This window comes from Prosthecobacter sp. (assembly GCF_049294395.1).
Lineage (GTDB): Bacteria > Verrucomicrobiota > Verrucomicrobiia > Verrucomicrobiales > Verrucomicrobiaceae > Prosthecobacter.
This window is the reverse complement of record NZ_JBAQCR010000362.1, coordinates 1-22,659: the sequence shown is the minus strand read 5'-3', so window position 1 is coordinate 22,659 and position 22,659 is coordinate 1. Positions and strand designations below refer to the sequence as shown.

Below are 22,659 nucleotides of genomic sequence, written 5' to 3'. Positions count from 1 at the left end.
AAGTGAGGGCACAAAAAAGCCGTGGGAGAATCTCCCACGGCTTAATTTGAAGGGCTTGTTCGCAAAGACCGGTTACTTGGAGCTAAACAGGTCCCGGGTGCGGCGGCGCGTGATGATCAGCGTGCCGAGGCCGGCACTCAGAATGAGGAAGGCGGAGCCGGGCTCAGGAATCGAGGCGCACTCGCAGCCGTTCACAGCAACGAGGAAATAAGGGTCGCTATTGACGGCCATCGGGCTGCCTGCGCCATTGTGGGTGTCTGCGGCCAGCGTGAAACCGGAAACCAGCACGCCGGGGCCGACCAAGGCGTCCAGATTGAGCTTCCAAAGATCAGTCTTGGCGATTGGATCCAGGCTGCTCAGGAGGGTCATGGCGTTGCTGGCCAGGATGTCCGCAGTCGAGAAGTTTCCGAGCAACGAATTGCCGATGCCGTAGATGGAGATGGTCGGGGCCACTTGGCTCGGGTCGGCGTCGGTCGAGTATTCATTCAGGCCGAAGTCTCCCAGGGTGGCGGACAGGCCGTGGCTCGAGACCAGTTGATCGAAAGCGATGTTCAGTCCGGTTGAGGCTGTCTGGATACCGGGGGCATAGCTCGCATCGTAGAGGCCGATGCCAAAGTCCGTCTGTATGCCGTAAGCATCCTCATAGCGGACCCCGAAACCACCTTGGAAATCAAAATTCACATTTGGATTGGCCCCTGCCGATGTTCCACCATCCAAGGTGAGTGGAGTGAGATTTTGCAGTGCCGTGATGCGGTAGTTTTCGCCCGCCGGAGCAAAGGGCTGATCCAGTTCGATGGTCGATGCGGCAAAACCAAGGCTTGTAAAAGCAAGCAGCATGGCCACAGCAGCAGCCTCAATGGGCTTACGTTGCAGCTGGGGAGCAGAGGATGGCGTTTTCATGTTTGCAAATGTTAACAGATTTGACACTCAAATTAGATTCGCTGAATCCAAATGGAGGGCCGGTAATAAACTATAATTGAAAAAATTCTCTGTAAAGCGTTTCAATTATGAATTTTTCAATTAATTATGCTTGAATGGTTGGGGTGTTGAATGAATTAATCGCTTTATTGCAATTCATTTACAACTACTTACTCAATTTTGACAATTGTGACGAAATGATGACACCTCCAAATGAGGGGGATTTGAGAGGTCATGTGGCTACCACCAAAGAATCGATGGAAACCGGCATTTTTGAGGTTCGGCCATCGCAATCTGCTCGTGGCAAATGAGGAAGGGGGGCGTCTCATTCGACATCTGGACGAAGCTTGATGTCAGGCGAAATGGTGTGGAAATGACTCCTGCCAGTACTTAATGGTGATTCACGGCTCTACGCGGCTCAAGGACTGAGCCAGTAGCACGGCCAAAGATCTTTCGTTTCTCGCTTTTATTCTACCGCCTTGGCTGTGTCCTTGCCAGCAGTCGCAGGAGGCGGATCGGCGAGAGGGATGGCTTGCAGGGAATTTGGCGCTGGAGGCCCCATGATTTCCGGCGGGGTGGTGTAGGAGATCAATTGAGTGACCGTGGCAAAGCGATAGCCGCGAGCGGTGAGGTCATCCAGCGTGGCAGGCATGGCGGCGACAGTCGTCTCGTGGATGTCATGACAGAGGATGATGGAGCCAGGGCGCGTCTGGCTGTGAATGCGGTCATACACCTTCTGCGCACTGCGAGGGTGCTGCCAGTCCTGAGGATCTACATCCCAGAGGATGGCAGGGTAGCCGAAGTTTTTTTCGATGCGTGCGCGTTGCGATACACGTACAGCACCGTAGGGCGGGCGGTATAGCAAAGGTGCTGTACCACAAGCTTTTACGATAGCGTCGTGCGTGCGGCGCAACTGACGGTCCACGCTCTCCGGGCCGAGTTGGGTTAGCAAAGGATGTGACCAGCTGTGGTTGCCCACCTCATGTCCTTCTTCCACGATGCGGCGCACCACGTCGGGGAAGGCGGCGGCATTTTTGCCGACCAGAAAGAAAGTGGCATGAATGCCACGTTGCTTGAGCAAATCGAGCAGACGTGGGGTGAGCACCGGATCAGGACCGTCATCAAAGGTGATGGCGATAAGCGGCAGTTTTGTCTCGCAACGGCTGTAGACGCCCTGGCGATTGACAGGCAGCACGCGGGGCAGTTTGGCTGTGTCTGGCAGAGCGGGCTGTGGGATGTCGTCAGCCGGAAGTGCGCGCCGTACCTCGATCTTCAGTGGCGAACCGGTCACCTGCGCGGTGAGCGTGGCAGAAGTGCTAAGGAGAAGGGCGAGCAGGCGCGGCAGAAACATGAGGACCCAAGGTCGTATGCTGTGGAAGCTTTGACAACAGGCCTCGGCCGTTTCTTTGCCTGCTGGGCACCGTGAAAATATCCGCCTAGAAGCGGTAGGTCACCGAGAGGCGAAACATGCGTGGTTCGATGGGATGCACGTGGACGCCGTCCACCGGGGCGGCATCATTTTTAAGCTGGGAGGCATAGTAGTAGGCCACATCGTAGTCGCTGCGGTTGAGCAGATTCAGACAGTCCATGGCGATCTCCCAATTGTTCCTGCGATAGCCGAGGCGTGCATTTACCTGCAGCGATTCGCGCGTTTTGACGTCCACCACCGAATCCAAGGGGCGTGGTGCGAAGTAACGAGCACGCAGCGAGCCGAAGAAGCCCTGCGCGCCGCCGAGGGTGACGCCGCCGTTAAACGTGTAGGGAATGGAGTTGGGGATCTTTTGATTGGAGGGGCTGGTATTGACGAGGTGCGCGTTGGTCAACGTTGCCTCAATGTCGACCATGACCCAATCCTCGGGACGCCAGTAGCTGGAGAGCTCGATGCCCTGGCGCAGTGAGGCGGCTCCGGGCTCGGTGGTGCCGGCATCGCCCGTGTAGATCAGTTCCGAATCGCTGTGCAGCATCCAAAAGGAGAGTGTGTTCACTAGCTTGGGAATGGACTCGTTGCGAATTCCGATTTCGGCGCCGTAGGTGCGCACCAGAGGACTGACGCGGTCTGCCGGGAGACCCGTGTTGGGATCGGTGGTGATGTTTACGCCACGTGCATCATTGCTGTGGAAGCCCATGCCGGCGTTCACATAGAACTCAGTCTTGGCCCAGGGACCGAACACCATGCTGAGCTTTGGACTGACGATGCCCTTGGTCAGAGATCCGGCATTCTCCGGGAGATTGCTCTTCTCCACGTTGAATTGAAAGAGGTCGCCGCGCAGGCCGGGGATGATGCGCAGCCAGCGCATGGGCTTGAGCTCTGCCTCTGCGTACATGCCGTAGGTGGACTGGGTGATGTCATCCTGCCGCACGGTGTTCCAGCGCTGACGCTGAGAGGTGTTGTACAAGCCGAGGCCGGTGATGATGTCGGTGCGTAGCTGCATGCCGAGTGTGAAACGCTGCTCCTGGCCCATGGCATCGAAGTGCCAGTCACGCGCGAGTTCGCCGCCGAGAAACCAGCGATGGTCCTTTTGCTCGAACTGGTCGCCCAGAGTGTCGCCACGCGCGAAGCTATCAAGATAGAAGGTGAAATTGGAGAATAGATCGAGGTCGTAAAAGCCCGCGTAAGCATTGGCACGGGTGGTGGTGCGGCCTTCATTGCGCACCCAGTCGAAGGAAAGGCTGTAGCGCTGTGAATTGCCGCCGTCGGTGGGATCGAGGTTTCCATAACGACTGATCAGGCCGCTGTCGACGGCGCGCTGCGGCACCTGATCGGTGGACTTCCATTTGCCGTGATAGCCCATGAAGGTGAGATTAATCTTGTCCGTGGCGTCTTCCCAGTGCCAGCGCAGGAAACCGTTCAAACGGGTGGCGTCTGAGTGCATGTCCCAGGGGCCGTTGTAGTACTGATGCTCCAAGGCCACGGTGAGCTGCCCGGCACCCGCCTGGATCGTATCTGCGACGAGCGTGCGCGAGTAATCATACTCGCCCCAGGTGGTGGAGATGATGCCCTGAGGAAGGGCGTCCAGCAGCTTGAAGCGCGCCGCGCCGGTGGAGCTGAGATCCCCATGCTGCGCGTAGTAGCTGCCCTTCCAGTACTCAAGCTGACCGACCAGTTCCGGGATGATGAAGTTCGTGTCTGCATAGCCCTGGCCGTGCGCGTGGTTGCGGAGGTTCACCGGCATGCCATCAACGTAGATGGCAAAGTCGGTGCCGTGATCGAGGTTGGTCCCGCGCAGGTAGTACTGGTTCGCCTTGCCATCACCGCTGTGCTGGGTGGCGATGAAGCCCGGGATGCTTTCCAACAACTCGCCACGCCGTGAAAAGGGCCGCGCCAGCAGTTCCTTGGCGCTGGTCTGGCCTTTTGAGGCGGAGGTGGCGATGCCGATGAGGCTCTCAGCCTTGCCCTCAATGACGATTTCGGGCATTTCGAGCGTCAATTCTTCAGCCAGTGAGCCACCTCCATCGGGAGCCTCTATCGTTGACTGAGCTTCGCTCAGCAGCGGCATCAAGGCGATGACGAGGCTGATTCTGGATAGGCGGAAGACTGGCATTGGAGGAGGGGTTGCGGCAGTTGGGACGACCAGCTGCAGTGGGTTCCCACAAAATGACCGCAGATTTTGCTCTTTGCCGCTCGTTGGCTATTCTGATCCCCTCATGTCTGCCAAATTAACCCGCATACTTCTTGCCGATGACCACGCCGTGGTCCGCAACGGCTTCCGGATGATCCTCGCTGCGCAGTGGGACATGGAGGTCGTGGGAGAGGCCGCCAATGGACGGGAGGCCGTGGAAAAAGCCATCAATCTTCAGCCGGATGTCGTGGTGCTGGACGTGACGATGCCCGAGCTCAACGGCATCGAGGCGGCGCGGCAGATCACCAAGGCTGTGCCGAAGGCGCGCATCCTGGCGCTCTCCATGCAGAAGGATTCTGTCTATGTTCGTGAAATGCTGCGTGCGGGAGCCAACGGCTATTTGTTGAAGGACAGCAACGAGAGCGATCTTCTTTCGGCTGTGCGAGCCGTCGCCAATGGCAAAGGATTTCTCAGTCCGGAGGTCAGCGACGCGGTGCTGGATGACTATCGCAAGCATGTGACCAACCCGATCGACCTGCTCTCACCACGGGAACGCGAGGTGCTGCAGATGATCTCGGAGAGCAAGACCAACAAGGAAATCGCCTCCGTGCTGAACCTGAGCGTTTATACTGTGGAAGCGCATCGAGGCCGGATCATGGAAAAGCTAAACCTGCACTCGATCGGCGAATTGGTGCGCTTCTCCATTCGCAATGGTTTGATCGACTAAAGGTTTAAGACGTCGAGGTAAAGAATTGAGTAAGTGTTGGAAAACTAAGGCCGTTTTGTTATTGGCTTCGTTTGTAGGGCAGGTTCAGATAAAATCTCCCACCTTTTAGTCACCCCATTCCTCCTGCATGCCTGCCACTTCCTCGACCTCACCTGCCACCATTTTCAAAGATCTCTCCGCTGGCCTCGTCGTCTTTCTCGTGGCACTGCCGCTTTGTCTGGGTGTGGCGCTGGCGTCCAATGCACCGCTCTTTTCGGGTGTCGTGGCAGGGATCATCGGTGGTATTTTGGTCGGAGTTCTCAGCGGATCACAAACAAGTGTCAGCGGACCTGCCGCAGGTTTGACCGCCATTGTGGCGGCACAGATTACCAAGCTGGGGGCTTTTGATGTGTTCCTGCTGGCGGTGATGTTTGCGGGTGTGCTGCAGATCATCCTCGGGGTCTGTCGTGCGGGTTTCATTGCTGCGTTTTTCCCTTCGAGTGTGATCAAGGGCTTGCTGGCCGCCATTGGTGTCATCCTCATCCTCAAACAAATTCCCCACGTCATCGGGCACGACCCCGACCCGGAAGGTGACATGGGTTTCGAGCAGCCCGACCATGAGAACACTTTCACCGAAATTTGGTCCGCTTTGTTTGACATCCAGCCCGGTGCCGCGCTGGTCGGTGTGCTTTCCATCTTGCTGATGGTTTTTTGGGACAAGTTCAAGCCTTTGAAAAACAGCGTGGTGCCCGCCCCGCTGATTGTCGTTCTGCTGGGGGTGGGGGTCAGCATGCTGCTGAAGCAGTATGGCAGCGCCGCATGGGTCATCGAAGCCTCGCACCTGGTGCAGGTTCCGGTGGCGAAAGACCTCAGCGCGTTCATGGGCTTCCTGGTGTTTCCGAATTTCTCCGCTCTGGGCAATCCGGCAGTATACGGCGCTGCCATCACCATCGCCATCGTCGCCAGCCTGGAGACGCTGCTCAACCTTGAGGCGGTGGACAAGATTGATCCGCAGCAGCGCAGCAGTCCGCCCAACCGGGAACTGATCGCGCAGGGGATTGGCAATGTTACCGCAGGGTTGATCGGCGGGCTGCCCATGACGAGCGTGATTGTACGCAGCAGTGTGAACATCAATGCCGGCGGCAAAACCAAGCTCTCCGCTGTTTTTCATGGCTTCCTGCTGCTGGGCTGCGTTCTGCTTGTGCCAGGTCTGCTGAACCAGATCCCGCTTGCCGCGCTTGGCGCCATTCTGCTCATGACCGGGCTCAAGCTCGCCAGTCCCAGCCTGGTCAAAGAGATGTGGAGTGAAGGAAAGAACCAGTTTCTGCCCTTCATCATCACCGTTGTGGCCATCGTTCTTACAGATCTGCTCATCGGCATCGTCATTGGTCTTGCAGTCAGCATAGGATTCATTTTGCACAGCAACATGCGCCGTCCTCTGCGCAAGTTCATGGAGCAGCACATCACAGGCGACGTCCTGCGCATTGAGCTGGCCAATCAGGTGAGTTTTTTAAGCCGTGGCACGCTCGAGGAAACCCTGCGCAGTGTTCCAAAGGGCGGCCATGTTCTCCTTGATGCGCGCAGCACGGACTACATTGACGCGGACATCCTGAGCCTGATCCACGATTTCCAGCACAAGACCGCCACGGCGCGCGGCATCAAACTCAGCATGGCGGGATTCAAGGACAAATATCCCCAGATCAAAGACCGCATTCAGTTTTTGAATTACAGCAGCCGCGAAGTGCAGAGCAGCCTGACGCCGGAACGTGTGCTGGAAATCTTCAAAGAAGGCAATGAGCGGTTCCGCGAAGGCAGGCATCTCACACGTGACATCGGCCGTTTGGTCGATGCGACTTCCGCCGGTCAGTTCCCCATGGCAGTGGTGCTCAGCTGCATCGACTCGCGCACGCCTGCAGAACTCGTTTTCGACTTGAGCCTGGGGGATGTCTTCAGCGTGCGCATCGCGGGCAACATTGCGCGTGACAAGGTGCTGGGGAGCTTGGAGTACAGCTGTGCCGTGGCGGGTGCGAAGATGATTTTGGTCATGGGGCACACCTCCTGTGGTGCGGTCAATGCCGCCGTGGATCTCATTTGCAGCAATCAAACCGCCGCAGAAGCCACCGGCTGTGTGAATCTCGATTCGCTCGTCATTGAGATTCAAAAGTCGGTCGATCTCAAGTCCTGCAAGCGCGAAGGCGAATGGCTGGCCGGTGAGAAGGCGGCCTACGCCAATGAGGTCTCCCGCCGCAATGTGCTGCGAACCATGCGCAAGCTCACGGAGCGCAGCAGCACTTTGACAGGACTGGTGCAGGCCGGGAAACTGGTCATCGTCGGTGCTATGTACGACATCCAGACCGGCATGGTTACTTTCTTTCAGACCCAGGGCTCCAGCCACTCGTCACTGCCGATACCCATGGTCGAGAGCGTTTAAGTTTCTATCCCTGCCCGTCATGTCGTTCACCTTTCTGCGGATTACTGAACGCTACGTGCTGCGCGTTCTCGCGCTGGGTTTCCTGCTGGTGATGGTGCTGCTGGGAACGGCGGGCCTCATCGCTGTACGCCAGAGCCAGGGCATCCGGCACGGGGTGGAGCAGATGGCGCGGGACCAGTTCCTCATCGCCCGTTTGCGGCAGGATGTGCAGTCGGAGGAAAACACCATGACCGGAGTACTGCATCAGTTCGCCCAGTTTGAGCTGAAGCGCGCCGATCTGGCCAAGTTGCTGCAGGAGCTGGATGAAAGTGATCGCCAGATTTCACGCCTGGGACCGGAAGTGCGATCCCTGGCGGATGCGGAACTATGGGCGGACCTGGACAGGGGGGTCAAAGCTTTCACCCAGGAATCGCACCGGCTGCTGGAAAGCCATGAACCGGTGCAGCGGGAAAAGTTGGAGACCCTGTTCCTGCATCACAGCCAGGTCGTCGAGCTGGTCAACAAGCTCATCAAAAGCAGCTCAGAGCATCTCACCAAGACTGAACGTCAGTTGGAGAAGCAGTCGCAGGATCTCAGTGATGACTCCACCCTGCTGCTGGGTTCCAGCACCATCCTGGCCGCGATCTGCGCCATGCTGACCATTGCCTTTGCCCGCAAAAGCATTCAGCGCATCCGCTGGCAGTCCGAGGAGCTCAGCCGTGTGTCCTGGCACATGCTGCAGACCCAGGAACAGGCTGCACGGCGCTTTTCTCATGAACTCCACGACGAACTGGGTCAGTCGCTGGCCGCCGTGCGTTCCAACCTGACCAAGGGCTCCACGCATGATCTGCCCTCTCTGCGCGCCGACTGCCTGCATCTCGTGGATGAATCCATCGCCAACGTGCGTGAGCTCTCCCATCTGCTGCGGCCCGTCATTCTGGATGATTTTGGCCTGGATGCCGGCCTGCGCTGGCTGGCGGAAAAATTCGGCCAGCGCACGCGCCTGAAAGTGGATTACGTTTCTGACTTCACGGGCCGGCTTGCTGATGAAACGGAAACGCACCTCTTTCGCATCGCCCAGGAGGCTTTCACCAATATCGCCCGGCACTCGGAGGCTACGGAAGTGAAGGTCAGCCTGACGCATCGGGATCAAAACATCCTTCTCACCATAGAGGACAATGGCAAAGGCCTGCCCAATCACACTGGCGATATTATTTACAGTCCCAGCCTTGGCATGGTGGGCATGCGTGCACGGGCACGGCAGTCCGGCGGCGAACTGACCGCCAGCAGCGTTTTGCCTCAGGGCCTTCGAATCGAGGTGGTCATTCCGCTGAAGGCACCGGCGGCCTGACAGGGGCCGCCCCTGCCCGGTTTGGGTATGGGAATGGAGTTGCTGGCAGGTGTGAAGGCCATGGATGCAACTGCATGGACCAACCCGGCGCTGAATGATTGGAAACGACTGGCAAAAGCGCCCCCTGTGGTTCGTGGTGAAATAACCCCTTGATTAAGGGATGGCGCAGTCCGCGAGGAGGCTTTTTAATAGACCTTTGATCTTCGATGAGCATCCGCACCCATGCCAGCCCCTGTGGCTGTCACGACTCCTGGCAGGAAACTCAACCGGCAGAGGGGCGTCTTGAGCACCTGCGCCGGGTGGTGGAGCATGCGGCTCATTCGCTGCCTGTACAGGGCCCCCTGGGGGTTTTCGTGCATTACAACACGCTCCGTTCGTTGCAGCACCGGAGGTTTGAAGACGCTGTCATCGAGGGGGGGGATTTGTTCAAGGCCGAGCCTTTTCTTTCTGAAGAGGCTTATCAAACCGAGCGGAGCAGGCAGCGCATCCTCGATGAAGATATCGACGCGGTTCTCAGTCGCGAGCCGGATGCGGACATCCTGCCGGGCAGGCTCACGCGGCGTGAGCTGAGGCGCGTGATGCTGGCCCCCGGTATGCGCCGCGTGAATGGCATCAACATTTCCTGGCAGCTGGAGGAGGGCGGCTGGCTGGATGCGTTCCGCAGCGATCTGCCGGAACCCTCCGCCACGGCCTTGCGCAGAGATTCTCCGTCGGCGCTCTGGGACGCATGCATGGCCAGGGTGAAACCTCGGCCAGCACCACCTCCTGCGATGCCGAAACGCCCGCGCGATGTCGTGCTGGCGCAGCACGGCATCGACATGGATGCGCTCATTCATCCTCCTCTCATCCGCCTCACCGGGGCCTATCTGGACCAGGGCATCGCCTATTGGCCCATGCCACACCGTGACAAGGGGCTGCTCCGGGCTGCGCGCAAGATCATGCCGCAGGCGTTTGCCATATTCCCTGCGCATCTCAGCGGTGTGCGCGCTGAATTTTTGAGGCAGGAGGCTGCCAATTTGGACGCGGGCACCGTCGTGCTGGAGGCGCTCGAACAGCTCGCTGTGCCCTTGGGGCAGTGGGAGGAGTTTGTCACGGAAGAACTGCTCGCGCTGCGCGGCTGGGCGGGCATGATCCGCATGCTGGAGGCGGACGTCACGCTGGCCCCGCATGATCGTGTGCGCTGCTCCCTCATGGAGTTTCTCGCGCTGCGTCTCACCTACACCGTGGCCGCGCTCAAGGACATCTCCGGTGACACGGCCGCATGGCGCACCACCCAGCTGCCTGTCCCGCGCTTTGACCCGCTGACCCACGTGGCGCGTATGTTTGATGTGGTCCAGCTGCTGGGCATCAGCAGCAGTGAGCTCGTGGCTTTCACGGATGAGGACTTGGCGCGGCTGGGGCAGGAGATCCTTGCCTGCCATGAGACCGAACGCCGACGGCTCCTGCATCTGGCCTATGAGCGCAGACATGAGCGGCGTGTGCTCATTCCGCTGGCCAGGCATCGCAGCATGCCGCGCGTTTTTCCAAGCAGCAACCGGCTGGTCGCCCAGGTGGTCTTCTGCATTGATGAGCGTGAAGAGTCAATACGGCGCGCACTGGAAGAGGTCGATCCCAGCATCGAAACCGTTGGGGTCGCGGGCTTTTTTGGCGTGGCCATCAATTATGCCGGCATAGATGACCCGGGCGGTGTCTCATTATGCCCCGTGGTCGTCGATCCGCAGCATTCCGTGCGTGAGGTTCCGGTGGAGGATGATGCGCACCTGCAAAAGCAGCGTCAGGGACTGCGGCGTGCATGGGCCGGCGTGGTGCGCAATGGTTTCATCTCCTCGCGCTCACTGGTGCGCGGCTGGATCAGCACAGCCTGTCTCGGTTTCCTGAGCCTTTTCCCGCTGGCGCTGCGCGTGCTCACCCCGCTGGCCTACGGTCGTTTCATCAAGTGGCTGAACCGCGCCTTCCTGCCGGAGCCCAGGACAGAGTTTGCCTTCATGAGCGATGACGCAGCCTCGCGGGGCGCCACCACCGGGCTCATGAGCGGGTTCACCACCGAGGAGCAGGCGGAGTGTGTTTATGAGGTGCTCGGGCCTGCCGGGTTGCACAAGGGGCATGCGAGATTGGTGGTCATCCTCGGCCATGGTTCCACCAGTCTGAACAACCCCTACGAGTCCGCCTACTGCTGCCAGGCCTGTGGCGGCCATACAGGCGCGCCCAACGCACGCCTGTTTGCCCTCATCGCCAATCGCCCGGCCGTGAGGGAAGCCTTGCGGGCCAAAGGTGTGGTCATTCCTGAGGATACCTGGTTTCTGGGCGGTTACCATGACACCTGCAATGAGGATATTCACTTCTTTGACACGGACCTTCTGCCTGAGACCCACCATGGGGACCTGGCGCGTGTGCATCAGTCGCTAGACAAAGCTCGCACGCTCAACGCCCATGAGCGTTCACGTCGGTTTGAGGCGGCTGGCCATGACATCACTCCGGAATCCAGCCTGAGGCATGTGCAGGAGCGTGCGGAGCACATCGGCGAGCCTCGCCCTGAATACGGCCACTGCACCAACGCCGTGACCTTTGTCGGACGGCGTGAGATCACCAAAGGCCTGTTCATGGACCGCCGTGCCTTTCTCGCTTCCTACGACGCCACCAAAGATCCCACCAATGAAGCGCTGGCACAAGTTGTCGGTGCGGCGCTTCCAGTGTGCTACAACATCAATCTCGATTATTACTTCTCTGCCGTCGATAACGATGTTTACGGCAGCGGCACCAAGCTCCCGCATAACATCAACGGGCTGGTCGGCGTGATGAACGGTTATCAGAGTGATTTGCGCACAGGACTGCCGGCGCAGGCGGTTGAGATCCATGAGCCGGTGCGCATGCTTTTCATTGTCGAAACCACGCCTGAACGTCTGATGAGCGTCATCAAGGCGGACAGCGAACTCAACGAAATCGTCTGCAACCAGTGGATTCGCCTGGCCACCATGGACCCGGATGACGGGCATGTGGAGGTGTACCGGGACGGTGTTTTTAAGAGGTTTGAAGGCAATGAAGAGCCGCTTCCTGTGGCTTCCAGCTCAATGGCCTGGTATCGCGGCAAAATGGAACACCTCCCCCTGGCCCGCATCGATCCCCGGGCCGCATAATATGCCCGCCAGATTCTCTATGTTTTTATGCCTCTAAAAACCCTCATCCCACTGTTCATCGCCATGCCAGGCATGCTCTTCCTCGCGCTGAGCATCGTCTGGCTGCTGGGCGGCAGTGTGCCGGAGCGTATCATGGCGTGGATCACCAAAGCGGCTTACTCGCTTCTCGCACTTCTGGCGGTCATCATCGGCTGGCGCATGGGTGCGGAGGGGCTGCATTCCGTGCGCGTGATTCTGGGAGACTGGTTCACCGTGGGGCATTATGGCTATCCTCTGTCCCTGCTGATTGACCGGCTCTCCCTGCCGATGGTGGGCCTGACCGTGGTTCTGGCCGGCATCGTGGGCTTCTTTTCCGTGCGTTACCTGCATCGGGATCCGGGCTTCCACCGCTTTTTCCTGCTGCTGCACCTGTTCACCTTTGGCGCGCTGCTTGTCTTCACAGCGGACTCGCTGGATCTGCTCATCGTCGGCTGGGAAACGGTGGCCATCACCTCGGTATTGCTCGTCGGGTTCTTCCAGTACCGGCCTGAGCCTGTACGCAATGCGCTCTGGGTCTTTACCTCCTACCGTGTGGCGGATTTGTTCATGCTGATGGCCATCTTTCTGGCGCATCACTGGTTCGGCACCACTTCGTGGGAGGGCATGTTCAGCGGTGAATGGCCTGGCTGTCAGAGCCAGATGCACGGTGCCCAGGGCACCGTCATCGCAGTGCTGCTGGTGATCGCCGCTGGCGGGAAATCCTCTCAGGGACCGTTCTGGGGCTGGCTGCCACGGGCCATGGAGGGGCCCACGCCTTCCAGCGCTGTGTTTTATGGAGCCATCTCCATCCACACCGGGGCCTACCTGCTGCTGCGGATTGAGCCGCTTATTCGCCAGTCATGGATCGCCACCGGGCTCATCATCATCACCGGTCTGGCCACGGCCTTTCTAGGCACGCTCGTCCACCGCACCTGCGCCGACGCCAAGACCTCTCTCGCCTATGCGGCCCAGACGCAGATCGGCCTGATCTTTGTCGAGATCGGCTTCGGCTGGACCACCTTTGCCGTCATCCATCTGGTCAGTCATGCCGTGCTGCGCACGCTGCAGTTTCTGCGCACTCCGTCCATGCTTCGGGACTATCATCGGGTGCATGCCGCCGCTGGCGGAAAGGTCAGCCCCACGGGCAGCCAATACGAATCTCTGCTGCCACCCGCCGTGCAGCTCTGGCTCTACCGCCTGGCGCTCGGCCGTGGATTTTATGACGCAATCGTGGAGCGCTGGATCGTTGCACCCGTCCAGGCCGTCGCACGCTGGCTCGCCGTTTTTGAGCCGCAGCCACCCAAAAAACAGCCGGCGGCAAATGCACCCGCACAAGCGGCTGAAAGCACGGTGTCCTGATTCAAGACAAACTCATGGAGCACCTTTCACTGCCATACATCACCGCCGCCCTGACATCCCTTCTGGGTGGTGTGCTGGCATGTTGGAAGACCGCGCAACCACGACGGACGGCGGTTGTGGCCGCAGTGCTTGCTTTGATCTGCTTTCTTGCCGCCGCGTATGAGTCAGGCACCACAGGGCAGGGGGCGCGGCATGATCCGCTGCTGTCCTGCTTCGTGGCGGACGGGCTGAACGCCCTGCCCATGGCTTTCTATGCTGCGCTGACTCTCTGCGTCGTGGTACTGGCACCCAGGCGCGACGTGACAGCAAGAGCTCCAGGCGGAATGCTGCTGATCTCCCTCGCCATGCAGACGTCTTACGCCGCCGCCAACTGGATTCCCATGGTGGCGGGCTGGTGGCTTTCCTGTGTGCCGTTTGCCCTGGGCATGTTTGGTGCACAGCGTGAGAGCCGTCTCACCAGCGGCATCCGCCTCGCCAGCTGTGTGGCCCTGACTGTAGCTGTGCTGCTGCTGGGCAGTGCGTCGGTCAATGATCTCGCGCATGGCGGGAAACTGGTCTTCGGTCTGCTCATTCTGGCGGTCGTGTTCCGCAAAGGATTGTTTCCCCTGCATGCCGGAGTGGTGCAGGCCTTTGAGCATGGGCCGTTGCTGCCCAAGGCGCTGCTCTTCAACGGCCACCTCGGCGTGGTGTTGGTGGGGCGGACGGAGGCTGCCGCGTTGCCGGAGGCTGCCAGGCATGCCTTTGACGTGCTCAGCATTGCAGCCGTGGCCACAGTGGGCATTGCCAGCCTGCGGGCTTTTGCGGAAAAGAAACCGCGGCGGCTGCTGGCTTACCTGTGCATCAGTCAGGCAAGTTTCATGCTCGCAGGCATCACCACTGCGAATGCCGAAGGCATCACTGGGGCGCTGACGCACTGGCTGGTGGTCGCGGCTGCCTCTACGGGGCTTATCTGCATCGTGCGTGCGCTGGAGGTGCGGGTCAGCAGCAGCGAGGATCCGCTGATGCATCTGGGACTGGCGGCCAAGGCCCCCCGGCTGGCCACATTCTTTCTGATCTGCGGACTGGCACTCGTCGGCCTGCCCGGGACGCTGGGCTACTGCGCTGAGGAGCTCATATTTCACGGCATGCTGCAAAATCACCTGGTGGCCGGCATCGTGCTGCTCGTCGCCACAGTCTTCAATGCGATCAACCTGCTGCGATTGTACAACACCCTGTTTCTGGGTGTGCTTCCAAAGCATGTGATCAACATCCCTGACGCCCTGCCGCGCGAGCGCTGGCCACTGACCGTCTGCATTGTCTTTTTGATATTTGGCGGTCTGCTTCCCAGCACGATCATCGGCTGGCGCGCCGATGCCGCGCAGGTCATTGAAAAAGCCTTGGGTGTGGCCGCAGACGGTCACTGACCCTCTTCATCCCACCATTTTAACAGCATTTGCCGGGCTCGGTAAATGCGGCCCTCGGTGCCTCGCACTGAACAATTCAGTACTTTGGCGCATTCCTCATGGCTCAGGCCTTCCATGGCGCTGAGCATCAGCGCCGTGCGCAGTTTTTCCGGCAACTGCGCCAGCCCGCGTTCGAGTTTTTGCATCTCGCTCTGCCATTCCGCGCTCGCATCTGGGGCATTTTGCGGACACGGCAGCGGCTGGTCGATGTCGTTGATCGTTGTCGTATTTTCACGCTGTCGTGAGGCGCGCGATTTGGCGCGGTCACGGCACAGGTTCAGCGCGATTTGATACAGCCAGGTCGAGAGCTTGGCCCGTCCTTCAAATTCAGGCAGCGCCTGCCAGGCGCGTACAAAGGCATCCTGGCAGACTTCACGCGCATCCTCCACACAGCGCAGCCAGCGGCAGCAGAAGGTGAAGAGTCGCGCTTCATGCTGCCGGACGATCCATTCAAACGCGGCCATGTCGCCAGCTTGAGCGGCACGCAGGTACAGAGCCTCCGCTGAATCGTCAGCGGAGACTTCGGCCTGCGGTATTAGCAGTGCATCAATCGCGGGTGAGGCTGTCATGGGTCCACTCCAGAAGTTTGGCGGCCTGCGCGGGACGCAGGTAGCGTTTCATGACGAAAAAATGATCGAGCGTGGCTTTTTGCAGCGCCCCTTGAGCCTTGTTCAACCGTTCCAGGGCCGTATTCATCGCGGCTTCGTCCACTTTGGGCTCACGGATGGTCTGGGCCAGCGCCACATCCGCCAGACGAACATCATCCTTCAATTTCAGGCGAAGCTTTTCAAACTCCGCCTCAAGCGGTTCCAGTTTCTCATGCTGTTCGGGCGTGATGTCGAGGTGCTCATGCATCCACGCATGCAGATCTGTGGGTGCATGATCGTGGGCGTGGCTTTCACCATGGCGGTGCAGCGTCCAGTCCGTGACCAGCCATGCGGTTCCGCCAGCCAGGGGCGCGGAGAGGAGAACCGAGATTAGCATCCATTTCACTCGTGAGGTCATTGCGGCTTTCCTGTGCGAAACAGTTCCATGGTGGGTGGTGTGGTATGGATGGTGTCGCGTGAAGCCAGAGCCCACCCGATCAGGCTCGCAGTCACAATGCCCGTGAGGGCGGCCAGAATCAGCAGCCACTGGACAAACGACCGCCAGCGTCTGGCCCGGCCATCATCAACCCGTACGCGCGCCATGATCGCTTCCTCCAGTGCGCTAGGCACGGCCACCGGGGGGGTGGTTGCGGCATGTTTGAGCATGCGACTTAGATCCGAATTGTTCATGGCATGCGATCTATGCACAAAGATTCGCTATTTTTGAATCAATTTCTCACATCAGGGGTCTAAATCAATAACAACACCCGCAGGTCATGAACACCCAGCTCCAACTTCCCTTCCGGGGATGGAGTCGTGCCGAAGAAAGCTCAAAGCACGGCTCAGGGGGAGGGAAAACGCCCCGAATCGGCTTGGTTCTATCCAGTGGCGGCGCGCGCGGACTCGCGCACGTAGGCGTCATTCAAGTGCTCGAAGAGGAAGGCATTTCCATCGCGGCGCTGGCAGGTTGCAGCATGGGGGCTTACGTAGGCTCCTTGTGGGCCGCTGGACTCAGTGGCGCCCAGTTGGAAGAGCGCGCCCGCGAGATCAAAGACCGGCCCACCCTGAAAGCTCTCATGGATTTTATCATCCCGCCCTCAGAAGGACTGATCCGGGGTGAGAAGCTGCGCAAGCACCTCGAACGCGATCTTGGCGAAAAGACCTTTGCCGATCTCCAAAAACCTCTGCTGGTCATTGCCACCGATCTGGATCGCCTCACGCCCTATGTCTTCGATTCAGGCATCGTTTCGCACGCGGTGCATGCCAGTTCGGCCATTCCGGCTGTGTGTGCTCCGGTCAGACTCAACGGCCGGCGTTACACCGATGGCGGCGTTTCCGAGCCCCTGCCGGTGAAGCTGCTTAAAAAACGCTTCAATCTCGACGGCGTCATCGCGGTGAATGTCATGCCTGCACCGGAAGAATTCGAATCCAATAGTGATCACACTTTCATGCAGGCCGACAAACCTGCTGACCGCGCCTTTTCGCGCATCTTCCGCACGTTTTGGCAGAAGATAAACCTGCTCGCCAACGGAAACGTGCTGGACACTTTCCGCCGTGCTTTGATGGCCGCGCAGCTCCACCTCATCAAGAAGGAGGAAGCCGCCGCCGACGTGGTCATCCATCCGCATTTTGCCACCTCGACATGGCATGATTACGAGAATTTTGAGCAGTACCTGCAGGCCGGTCGTGACGCTGCAACCGCCGCGCTGCCTGCCATGCGTGCCCTGCTTCAGATCGAACCCAACCTCAACCAGGAGACAATCAGCCATGAAATTGCTCCATCACACACCAGATTGGAACGCCACGCCGCCTGAGACCTGGCGCGAGTGGCAGCTCACGCAGCTACGAGAGTATTTGAGCCACCGCGTCATACCCTTCAGCGCGCACTACCACCGCGTTTTTGAAGAGCACGACATCCAGCCGCTCGACATCAAATCATTCGAGGACTGGAGCCACGTGCCATTCACTTCAAAGAAGGATCTCGCCAACCCGCGTGATTTTGTGCTGGTTCCGGATGAGGCGGTTCTCCGCCGTGAACCCGGCATGATTTGCACCGCGCTGCTGCATGGTCGTGCTGCCGCGAAGGATCAGGCGGAGGCGGAATTCCGCCCCCTTCTGCTCACCAGCACCACGGGCCGTTCATCCGATCCCGTGCCGTTTCTCTACACGAAGCATGACCTGCACAATCTCGACATCAGCGGCAGCCGCTTGATGCTGGCAGGGCGCTCGCAGCGTGACTTCAAGCACATCAATCTCTTCCCTTATGCGCCACATCTGGCCTTTTGGCTGGCGCATCATGCAGGGCTTGGCTTTGGCACCTTCATGCTGAGTACCGGCGGCGGCAAAACCCTCGGCACCGACGGCAACATCAGGCTCATCGACAAGATCCAGCCCGATATCCTCATCGGCATGCCCACCTTCATTTATCATGTGCTGCGTGAGGCCTATGAAACCGGCAGGCAGTGGCCCCAGCTGAAACGGCTCGTCCTTGGCGGTGAAAAAGTCGCCGATGGCCTGCGTGCCCGCCTGCGCGATCTCGCCACCCAGCTCGGCAGCCCCGATGCGCATGTCATGGCCACCTATGGTTTCACCGAAGCGAAAATGGCCTTCCCAGAATGTGTCGGCCAATCCCACGAAGCCAGCGGCTACCACCTGAGCCCCGATCTTGGAATCGTGGAGCTGATCAATCCAGAAACGGGAGAAGTCGTTCCGGATGGCCAGCCCGGTGAAATCGTCTTCACACCGCTCAATGCGCGTGGCACTGTCGTGCTGCGCTATCGCACCGGCGACATCGCCGAAGGTGGCATGACATGGGAACAATGCCCCAATTGCGGCCGCACCTGCCCGCGCTTGCTGGGCCCCATCTCTCGCGTGAGTGAAGTGCGCGAGCTGCATGTGGACAAGCTGAAGGGCACGCTGGTGAACTTCAACATGCTCGAACATCTGCTGGATGATCAAAAAGGCATCGCAGCCTGGCAGATCGAACTGCGCAAGCGCCATGACGACCCTCTGGAAATGGACGAGGTGCATCTGCACCTCACCGCTGAACTCGGCGTGCGCGAATCTGAACTCGAACTCGCGGTGTCCCGCCGCTTTCACGAAGCCACGGAGATCACGCCGAACGGACTCCATTTCCACTCGATGTCCGAGCTTCGCGATCAGCTCGGCATCGGACGCCTCCTGAAGGAGGAGAAAATCGTCGATCATCGCCCCAAAGCCCAACCCGCCGCAGCGCATGTGGCACTCAGCTCCTAACGCCATGAAAACTCCCTCACTTGTCATAGTTGCCGCCGCCCGCACGCCATTCTCACGTGCTGGCACCGACCTCGCGCATCTCGATGCGGTCGAACTCGGTCGTCACGCTGTCGCGGCGCTTCTCACCCGCACTGGCATTGATCCAATGCTGGTGGATGAAACCATCTTGGGCTGCGTCGGCCAGCCACCCGAGGCGATGAATATCGCCCGAGTCATCGCGCTGCGCGCGGGACTGCCCGAATCGAAACCGGCCATGACAGTGCATCGCAACTGCGCTTCCGGCCTGGAGGCGCTCACCCTCGCGCACGCAAAGATGTGCGCAGGGCAGGGGGAGGTCTTCGTGGTCGGCGGCACGGAAAGCATGAGCAACATGCCGTTCTATTTCTCACGGCCTGCCGTTGAAAAATTCACCGCCATGAATCGTGCGCGGGATTTCACCGGACGTGCAAAAGCAGCGCTCCATTTCCGCCCGTCTGACTTTGCGCCCGTCATCGGTCTTAAACTCGGCCTGACGGACCCCGTGTCGAGCTTGAACATGGGGCAGACTGCAGAGGTTCTCTCGCGTGAGTTTGGCATCACTCGGGACATGCAGGATGCCTTTGCCATGCGCAGCCATCTGTGCGCCACGCGGGCAAATCACCTGCTCAATCAGGAAATTGCGCCCGTGTTCGGTCACAACGTTGTCGCGACGGACAACGGCATCCGGGCCGACTCCAGCCTCGAAAAACTGGGCAAGCTCAAGCCGCTCTTCGACACGGCCACCGGATCGGTGACTGCAGGCAACTCCAGCCAGATCACCGATGGTGCGGTGGCCTTGCTCGTCGCCACTGAAGAAGCCGCTGCGGCACACAACTGGAAGCCGCTGGGCCGTCTCGTCAGCTATGCAGCCACTGGCTGTGATCCTGCACGCATGGGGCTGGGCCCGGTGCGTGCGCTGGATGCCGCACTGCATCGCAGTGGCTGGAAACTGGATGAAGCCGACGTCTTTGAAATCAACGAAGCCTTCGCCGCCCAGGTGCTCGCGGTCATGAAATGCCTTGCCGATCCCGCCAGCGCCCGTCGCGCTGGATTGGAATCACCGCTGGGTGAGATCGATCCCGCGAAGATCAATGCCTGCGGCGGAGCCATCGCCCTGGGCCATCCCGTCGGAGCCACCGGTGCGCGCCTCGTTCAGACGGCGCTCAATCAACTGCATGCCAGCGATGGCAAACGCGCCGTGATCAGCCTTTGCGTGGGAGGGGGGCAGGGGATGGCGGCCTGCCTCGAAGCATTATGAATTTAAAGCAGAACATTCTCATCCAACTCAAAGCCATGAAAACTTTGCTCAACTGCCCCTCGATCATCCACGATCCGCCACATGTGCTGGAGGACATCATCCACGGTCATCCCATGCCGCCGAAGCATTTCCGGCACGAAATCGATTTCGACGGTATCGCCTGGATCACTTTCGACTCCCCCAAATCCTCCGTCAATGTCTGGAACGAAGAGACCCTGCGTGAGTTCAATCATCTGCTTGAAACCATCGAGCACGACACCCGTGTCAAAGCCTTGGTTTTGCGCAGCGCCAAAGAGCGCATCTTCATCGCAGGTGCTGACATCAAGGCCATTCGCACCATGCAGTATGTCCGGGTGAATGATCTCATCTGGCTCGGACAGGCCGTTTTTGACCGGCTGGCCCGGTTGAAAGTGCCAAAGATTGCCGCGATTCATGGCGCCTGCATGGGCGGCGGATTTGAAGTGACCCTCGCCTGCGACTGGCGCATCGCCAGTGATCACGACAGCACCAAGATCGGCCTGCCAGAAACCCAGCTCGGCATTCTGCCTGCCTGGGGCGGTTCCACACGACTTTCACGGATTATTGGCGTGCGCAAAACGCTCGATCTCATCACCACCGGCAAGCTGCTCAATGCCACTGCCGCCAAACGTGCAGGACTCGTCAGCCACGTGGTGCCAGCGGAGCGCCTTGAGACACTGGCCCGCCGTCTGGCGCGTGAAAAACGCCCAGTTACGAAGTTCCGGTTTGAAAATGTGTTCTCTCCGGTCATCGGCTACCTGGCGAAACGCAAGGTGCTGGAAAAGACTCGCGGGCTCTATCCTTCAGTCACCAAGGCGGTTGATGTCGTCACGCATGCAGTTCATGGCGAGATTGAGAAAGGTTTGCTGCTTGAGCGCAACGCGGTGGCTGAACTGATTAAAAGCCGTGATTCGGCGCGGTTGATCGACCTATTTTTCAAGCGCGAAGAAGCCAACAAGCGCCCTGCCCCAAGCGGCACGGCGCTGCCCATCCACGATGCCACCGTCATCGGTGCGGGCGTGATGGGGGCTGGAATTGCGCATATCTTGGCTTCGCGTGGCATCCGTGTGCTAATGACGGACGTCACCAACGACAGCCTCGCGCGTGGACTGGAACGGATTCATGGCCTCGTTTCAGATGCCACGCGCCGAAGGCTGGTGACGAAGGTTCAGGCGCGGGACACGCTGGACCACATCAGCACGACGCATGTGCCGGTGCCGCTTAACAGGCACCATCTTGTGATCGAGGCTGCAACGGAGAGCATGGAATTGAAAAAGAAGATCTTCGCGGATCTGGCCGCACGTGTCTCGGCGGACACCATTCTGGCCACGAACACCAGCGCGTTGTCTGTGTCGGATTTGGCAAAAACGGTGCCCCATCCGGAGCGCGTCGTCGGTCTGCATTTCTTCAATCCGGTGCATCGCATGCCGCTGGTGGAGATCATCACGCTGCCGGAAACCTCGCCTGATGTGCTGGCCACGGTGGTCAGTTTTGTGCAAAAAATTGGCAAGACGCCGGTAGTGGTCAAAGACAGCCCGGGATTTCTGGTGAACCGCATCTTGGTGCCTTACTTGATGGAGGCAGTGAGATTGCATGAGAGCGGTATTCCGGTGAAGGACATCGACGAGGCGATGCTGGAGTTTGGCATGCCGATGGGGCCGATGCGTCTGCTGGATGAAATCGGTCTCGACGTGGCTGCGCATGTGGCCAAGACGCTTTCCAATGCTTTCCCGGATCGGTTTCCGCATACCGATGCTCTCGACAAGATGGTCAGTGCGGGACACCTCGGCAAGAAAACGGGGCAGGGATTCTACCGCTATGAGGACGGCAAGGAGATCTTGCCCACGACTCATTCAGATCTGCCAAGGCACGAAAGCATCCAGACCAATCTTGCGCTGCTGATCAGCCAGGAGGCGATGCGCTGTCTCAAGGAGGGCATCGCGCGCAACGCGGATGACATCGATCTGGCCATGGTGCTTGGCACCGGCTACCCGCCGTTCCGTGGAGGCCCCATCACTTTCGCCCGGGATACGGGCATCATTGATTATTAAAACCCTCAACTGGAGAACCAAGCCATGAAAACTACTCTGGAAGAATCGAAGCCTGAAGCCAGGATGCAGATCGACACCTCCCGCATGAATGCGGGGCAGCGTGCCGCGCTCGAAATGGCAGAAGCTGCGCGTGATGAACGCCGCAACACCGGAATCGCCGCCGGAATCTTTTTTGGCGAGCCGGATTTTGGCAAACTGCTGCCATTTCCGAAACAAAGCGGCGAAGACCACGATCAGGGCGACGCGTTCCTGCATCGGCTTGAGCGGGTGCTTAATCTCTATGCAGATCCTGATGAGATCGACGCGAAGGGTGAAATACCTGACATGCTGCTGAGCGAACTGGCGCGAATCGGCGCCTTCGGGATCAAGATCCCCGTGCGATATGGCGGGCTGGGGCTTTCGCAGACGAATTATTCGCGCGCGGCCATGCTGCTGGGGAGCCGTTGCGGCAACCTTGCGGCGCTGCTGTCTGCGCATCAGTCCATCGGCGCCCCGCAGCCGCTCATACTGTTTGGTACTGAGGAGCAGAAGGCCAAATACCTGCCGCGCTGCGCCAAAGGCGAGATCAGCGCCT

The 22,659-nt window shown here is 59.4% G+C and carries 17 protein-coding genes; 11 read left to right on the top strand and 6 right to left on the bottom strand.

Translation table 11 applies throughout. From position 1 onward, the window contains the following. Positions 1 to 72: 72 nt before the first annotated feature. The 3 genes from WAW39_RS24370 to WAW39_RS24360 all read right to left on the bottom strand — a co-directional run bounded on the left by WAW39_RS24370 (position 73) and on the right by WAW39_RS24360 (position 4,460). On the bottom strand, positions 73 to 900 hold the full coding sequence (locus WAW39_RS24370) for a PEP-CTERM sorting domain-containing protein (protein ID WP_422321764.1): 828 nt from the start codon (positions 898 to 900) through the stop codon (positions 73 to 75). Between the two features lie 484 nt (positions 901 to 1,384). Continuing rightward, positions 1,385 to 2,269: a polysaccharide deacetylase family protein gene (locus tag WAW39_RS24365; protein ID WP_422321763.1), complete on the bottom strand. Its 885-nt coding sequence runs from the start codon at positions 2,267 to 2,269 to the stop codon at positions 1,385 to 1,387. A gap of 85 nt (positions 2,270 to 2,354) precedes the next feature. Next, positions 2,355 to 4,460 carry a TonB-dependent receptor gene (locus WAW39_RS24360; protein WP_422321762.1) on the bottom strand — a complete coding sequence of 702 codons (2,106 nt, stop codon included), beginning with the start codon at positions 4,458 to 4,460 and terminating at the stop codon, positions 2,355 to 2,357. A gap of 103 nt (positions 4,461 to 4,563) precedes the next feature. On the opposite strand from WAW39_RS24360, the gene WAW39_RS24355 reads away from it, so the two are divergent. The 6 genes from WAW39_RS24355 to WAW39_RS24330 all read left to right on the top strand — a co-directional run bounded on the left by WAW39_RS24355 (position 4,564) and on the right by WAW39_RS24330 (position 14,859). Next, positions 4,564 to 5,205, top strand: coding sequence for a response regulator (locus WAW39_RS24355; protein WP_397384597.1), 642 nt, complete (start codon positions 4,564 to 4,566; stop codon positions 5,203 to 5,205). Positions 5,206 to 5,332: 127 nt separating this feature from the next. Further along, positions 5,333 to 7,615: a bifunctional SulP family inorganic anion transporter/carbonic anhydrase gene (locus tag WAW39_RS24350; RefSeq protein ID WP_422321761.1), complete on the top strand. Its 2,283-nt coding sequence runs from the start codon at positions 5,333 to 5,335 to the stop codon at positions 7,613 to 7,615. Positions 7,616 to 7,634: 19 nt separating this feature from the next. Beyond that, a complete protein-coding gene (locus WAW39_RS24345) occupies positions 7,635 to 8,945 on the top strand; it encodes a sensor histidine kinase (protein WP_422321760.1) in 1,311 nt (436 codons plus the stop codon). A gap of 206 nt (positions 8,946 to 9,151) precedes the next feature. After that, complete coding sequence (locus WAW39_RS24340) at positions 9,152 to 12,079, top strand: DUF2309 domain-containing protein (protein ID WP_422321759.1); 2,928 nt, start codon at positions 9,152 to 9,154, stop codon at positions 12,077 to 12,079. A gap of 27 nt (positions 12,080 to 12,106) precedes the next feature. Further along, positions 12,107 to 13,456: a proton-conducting transporter membrane subunit gene (locus WAW39_RS24335; protein WP_422321758.1), complete on the top strand. Its 1,350-nt coding sequence runs from the start codon at positions 12,107 to 12,109 to the stop codon at positions 13,454 to 13,456. 14 nt (positions 13,457 to 13,470) lie between these two features. Beyond that, entirely contained in the window at positions 13,471 to 14,859 is a 1,389-nt protein-coding gene (locus tag WAW39_RS24330; protein WP_422321757.1) for a proton-conducting transporter membrane subunit, read from the top strand. Here WAW39_RS24330 and WAW39_RS24325 read toward each other — a convergent pair. From WAW39_RS24325 to WAW39_RS24315, 3 genes are read right to left on the bottom strand one after another with little or no spacing between them, the layout of a single operon-like run. After that, positions 14,853 to 15,467, bottom strand: a complete 615-nt coding sequence (locus WAW39_RS24325; protein ID WP_422321756.1) for an RNA polymerase sigma factor — start codon at positions 15,465 to 15,467, stop codon at positions 14,853 to 14,855. The genes WAW39_RS24330 and WAW39_RS24325 overlap by 7 nt on opposite strands. Further along, positions 15,445 to 15,903 (bottom strand): Spy/CpxP family protein refolding chaperone, encoded by a 459-nt coding sequence (locus WAW39_RS24320; RefSeq protein WP_422321755.1) that lies wholly within the window; start codon positions 15,901 to 15,903, stop codon positions 15,445 to 15,447. Before WAW39_RS24320 ends, WAW39_RS24325 begins: the two co-directional genes overlap by 23 nt. Then, the gene (locus WAW39_RS24315) at positions 15,900 to 16,175 is read right to left on the bottom strand and encodes a hypothetical protein (RefSeq protein ID WP_422321754.1); all 276 of its coding nucleotides are present in this window, start codon (positions 16,173 to 16,175) and stop codon (positions 15,900 to 15,902) included. Before WAW39_RS24315 ends, WAW39_RS24320 begins: the two co-directional genes overlap by 4 nt. Before the next feature lie 86 nt (positions 16,176 to 16,261). On the opposite strand from WAW39_RS24315, the gene WAW39_RS24310 reads away from it, so the two are divergent. The 5 genes from WAW39_RS24310 to WAW39_RS24290 form a co-directional block, all read left to right on the top strand. Then, a complete protein-coding gene (locus WAW39_RS24310; RefSeq protein WP_422321753.1) occupies positions 16,262 to 17,299 on the top strand; it encodes a patatin-like phospholipase family protein in 1,038 nt (345 codons plus the stop codon). Continuing rightward, positions 17,253 to 18,740: a phenylacetate--CoA ligase family protein gene (locus tag WAW39_RS24305; protein ID WP_422321752.1), complete on the top strand. Its 1,488-nt coding sequence runs from the start codon at positions 17,253 to 17,255 to the stop codon at positions 18,738 to 18,740. Before WAW39_RS24310 ends, WAW39_RS24305 begins: the two co-directional genes overlap by 47 nt. 4 nt (positions 18,741 to 18,744) lie before the next feature. Next, positions 18,745 to 20,016: a thiolase family protein gene (locus WAW39_RS24300; RefSeq protein ID WP_422321751.1), complete on the top strand. Its 1,272-nt coding sequence runs from the start codon at positions 18,745 to 18,747 to the stop codon at positions 20,014 to 20,016. A 35-nt stretch (positions 20,017 to 20,051) separates the two neighbouring features. Further along, the gene (locus WAW39_RS24295) at positions 20,052 to 22,085 is read left to right on the top strand and encodes a 3-hydroxyacyl-CoA dehydrogenase NAD-binding domain-containing protein (RefSeq protein WP_422321750.1); all 2,034 of its coding nucleotides are present in this window, start codon (positions 20,052 to 20,054) and stop codon (positions 22,083 to 22,085) included. 24 nt (positions 22,086 to 22,109) lie between these two features. Beyond that, positions 22,110 to 22,659, top strand: a 550-nt coding sequence (locus WAW39_RS24290; protein ID WP_422321749.1) for an acyl-CoA dehydrogenase family protein, incomplete at its 3' end; no start/stop codon positions are given.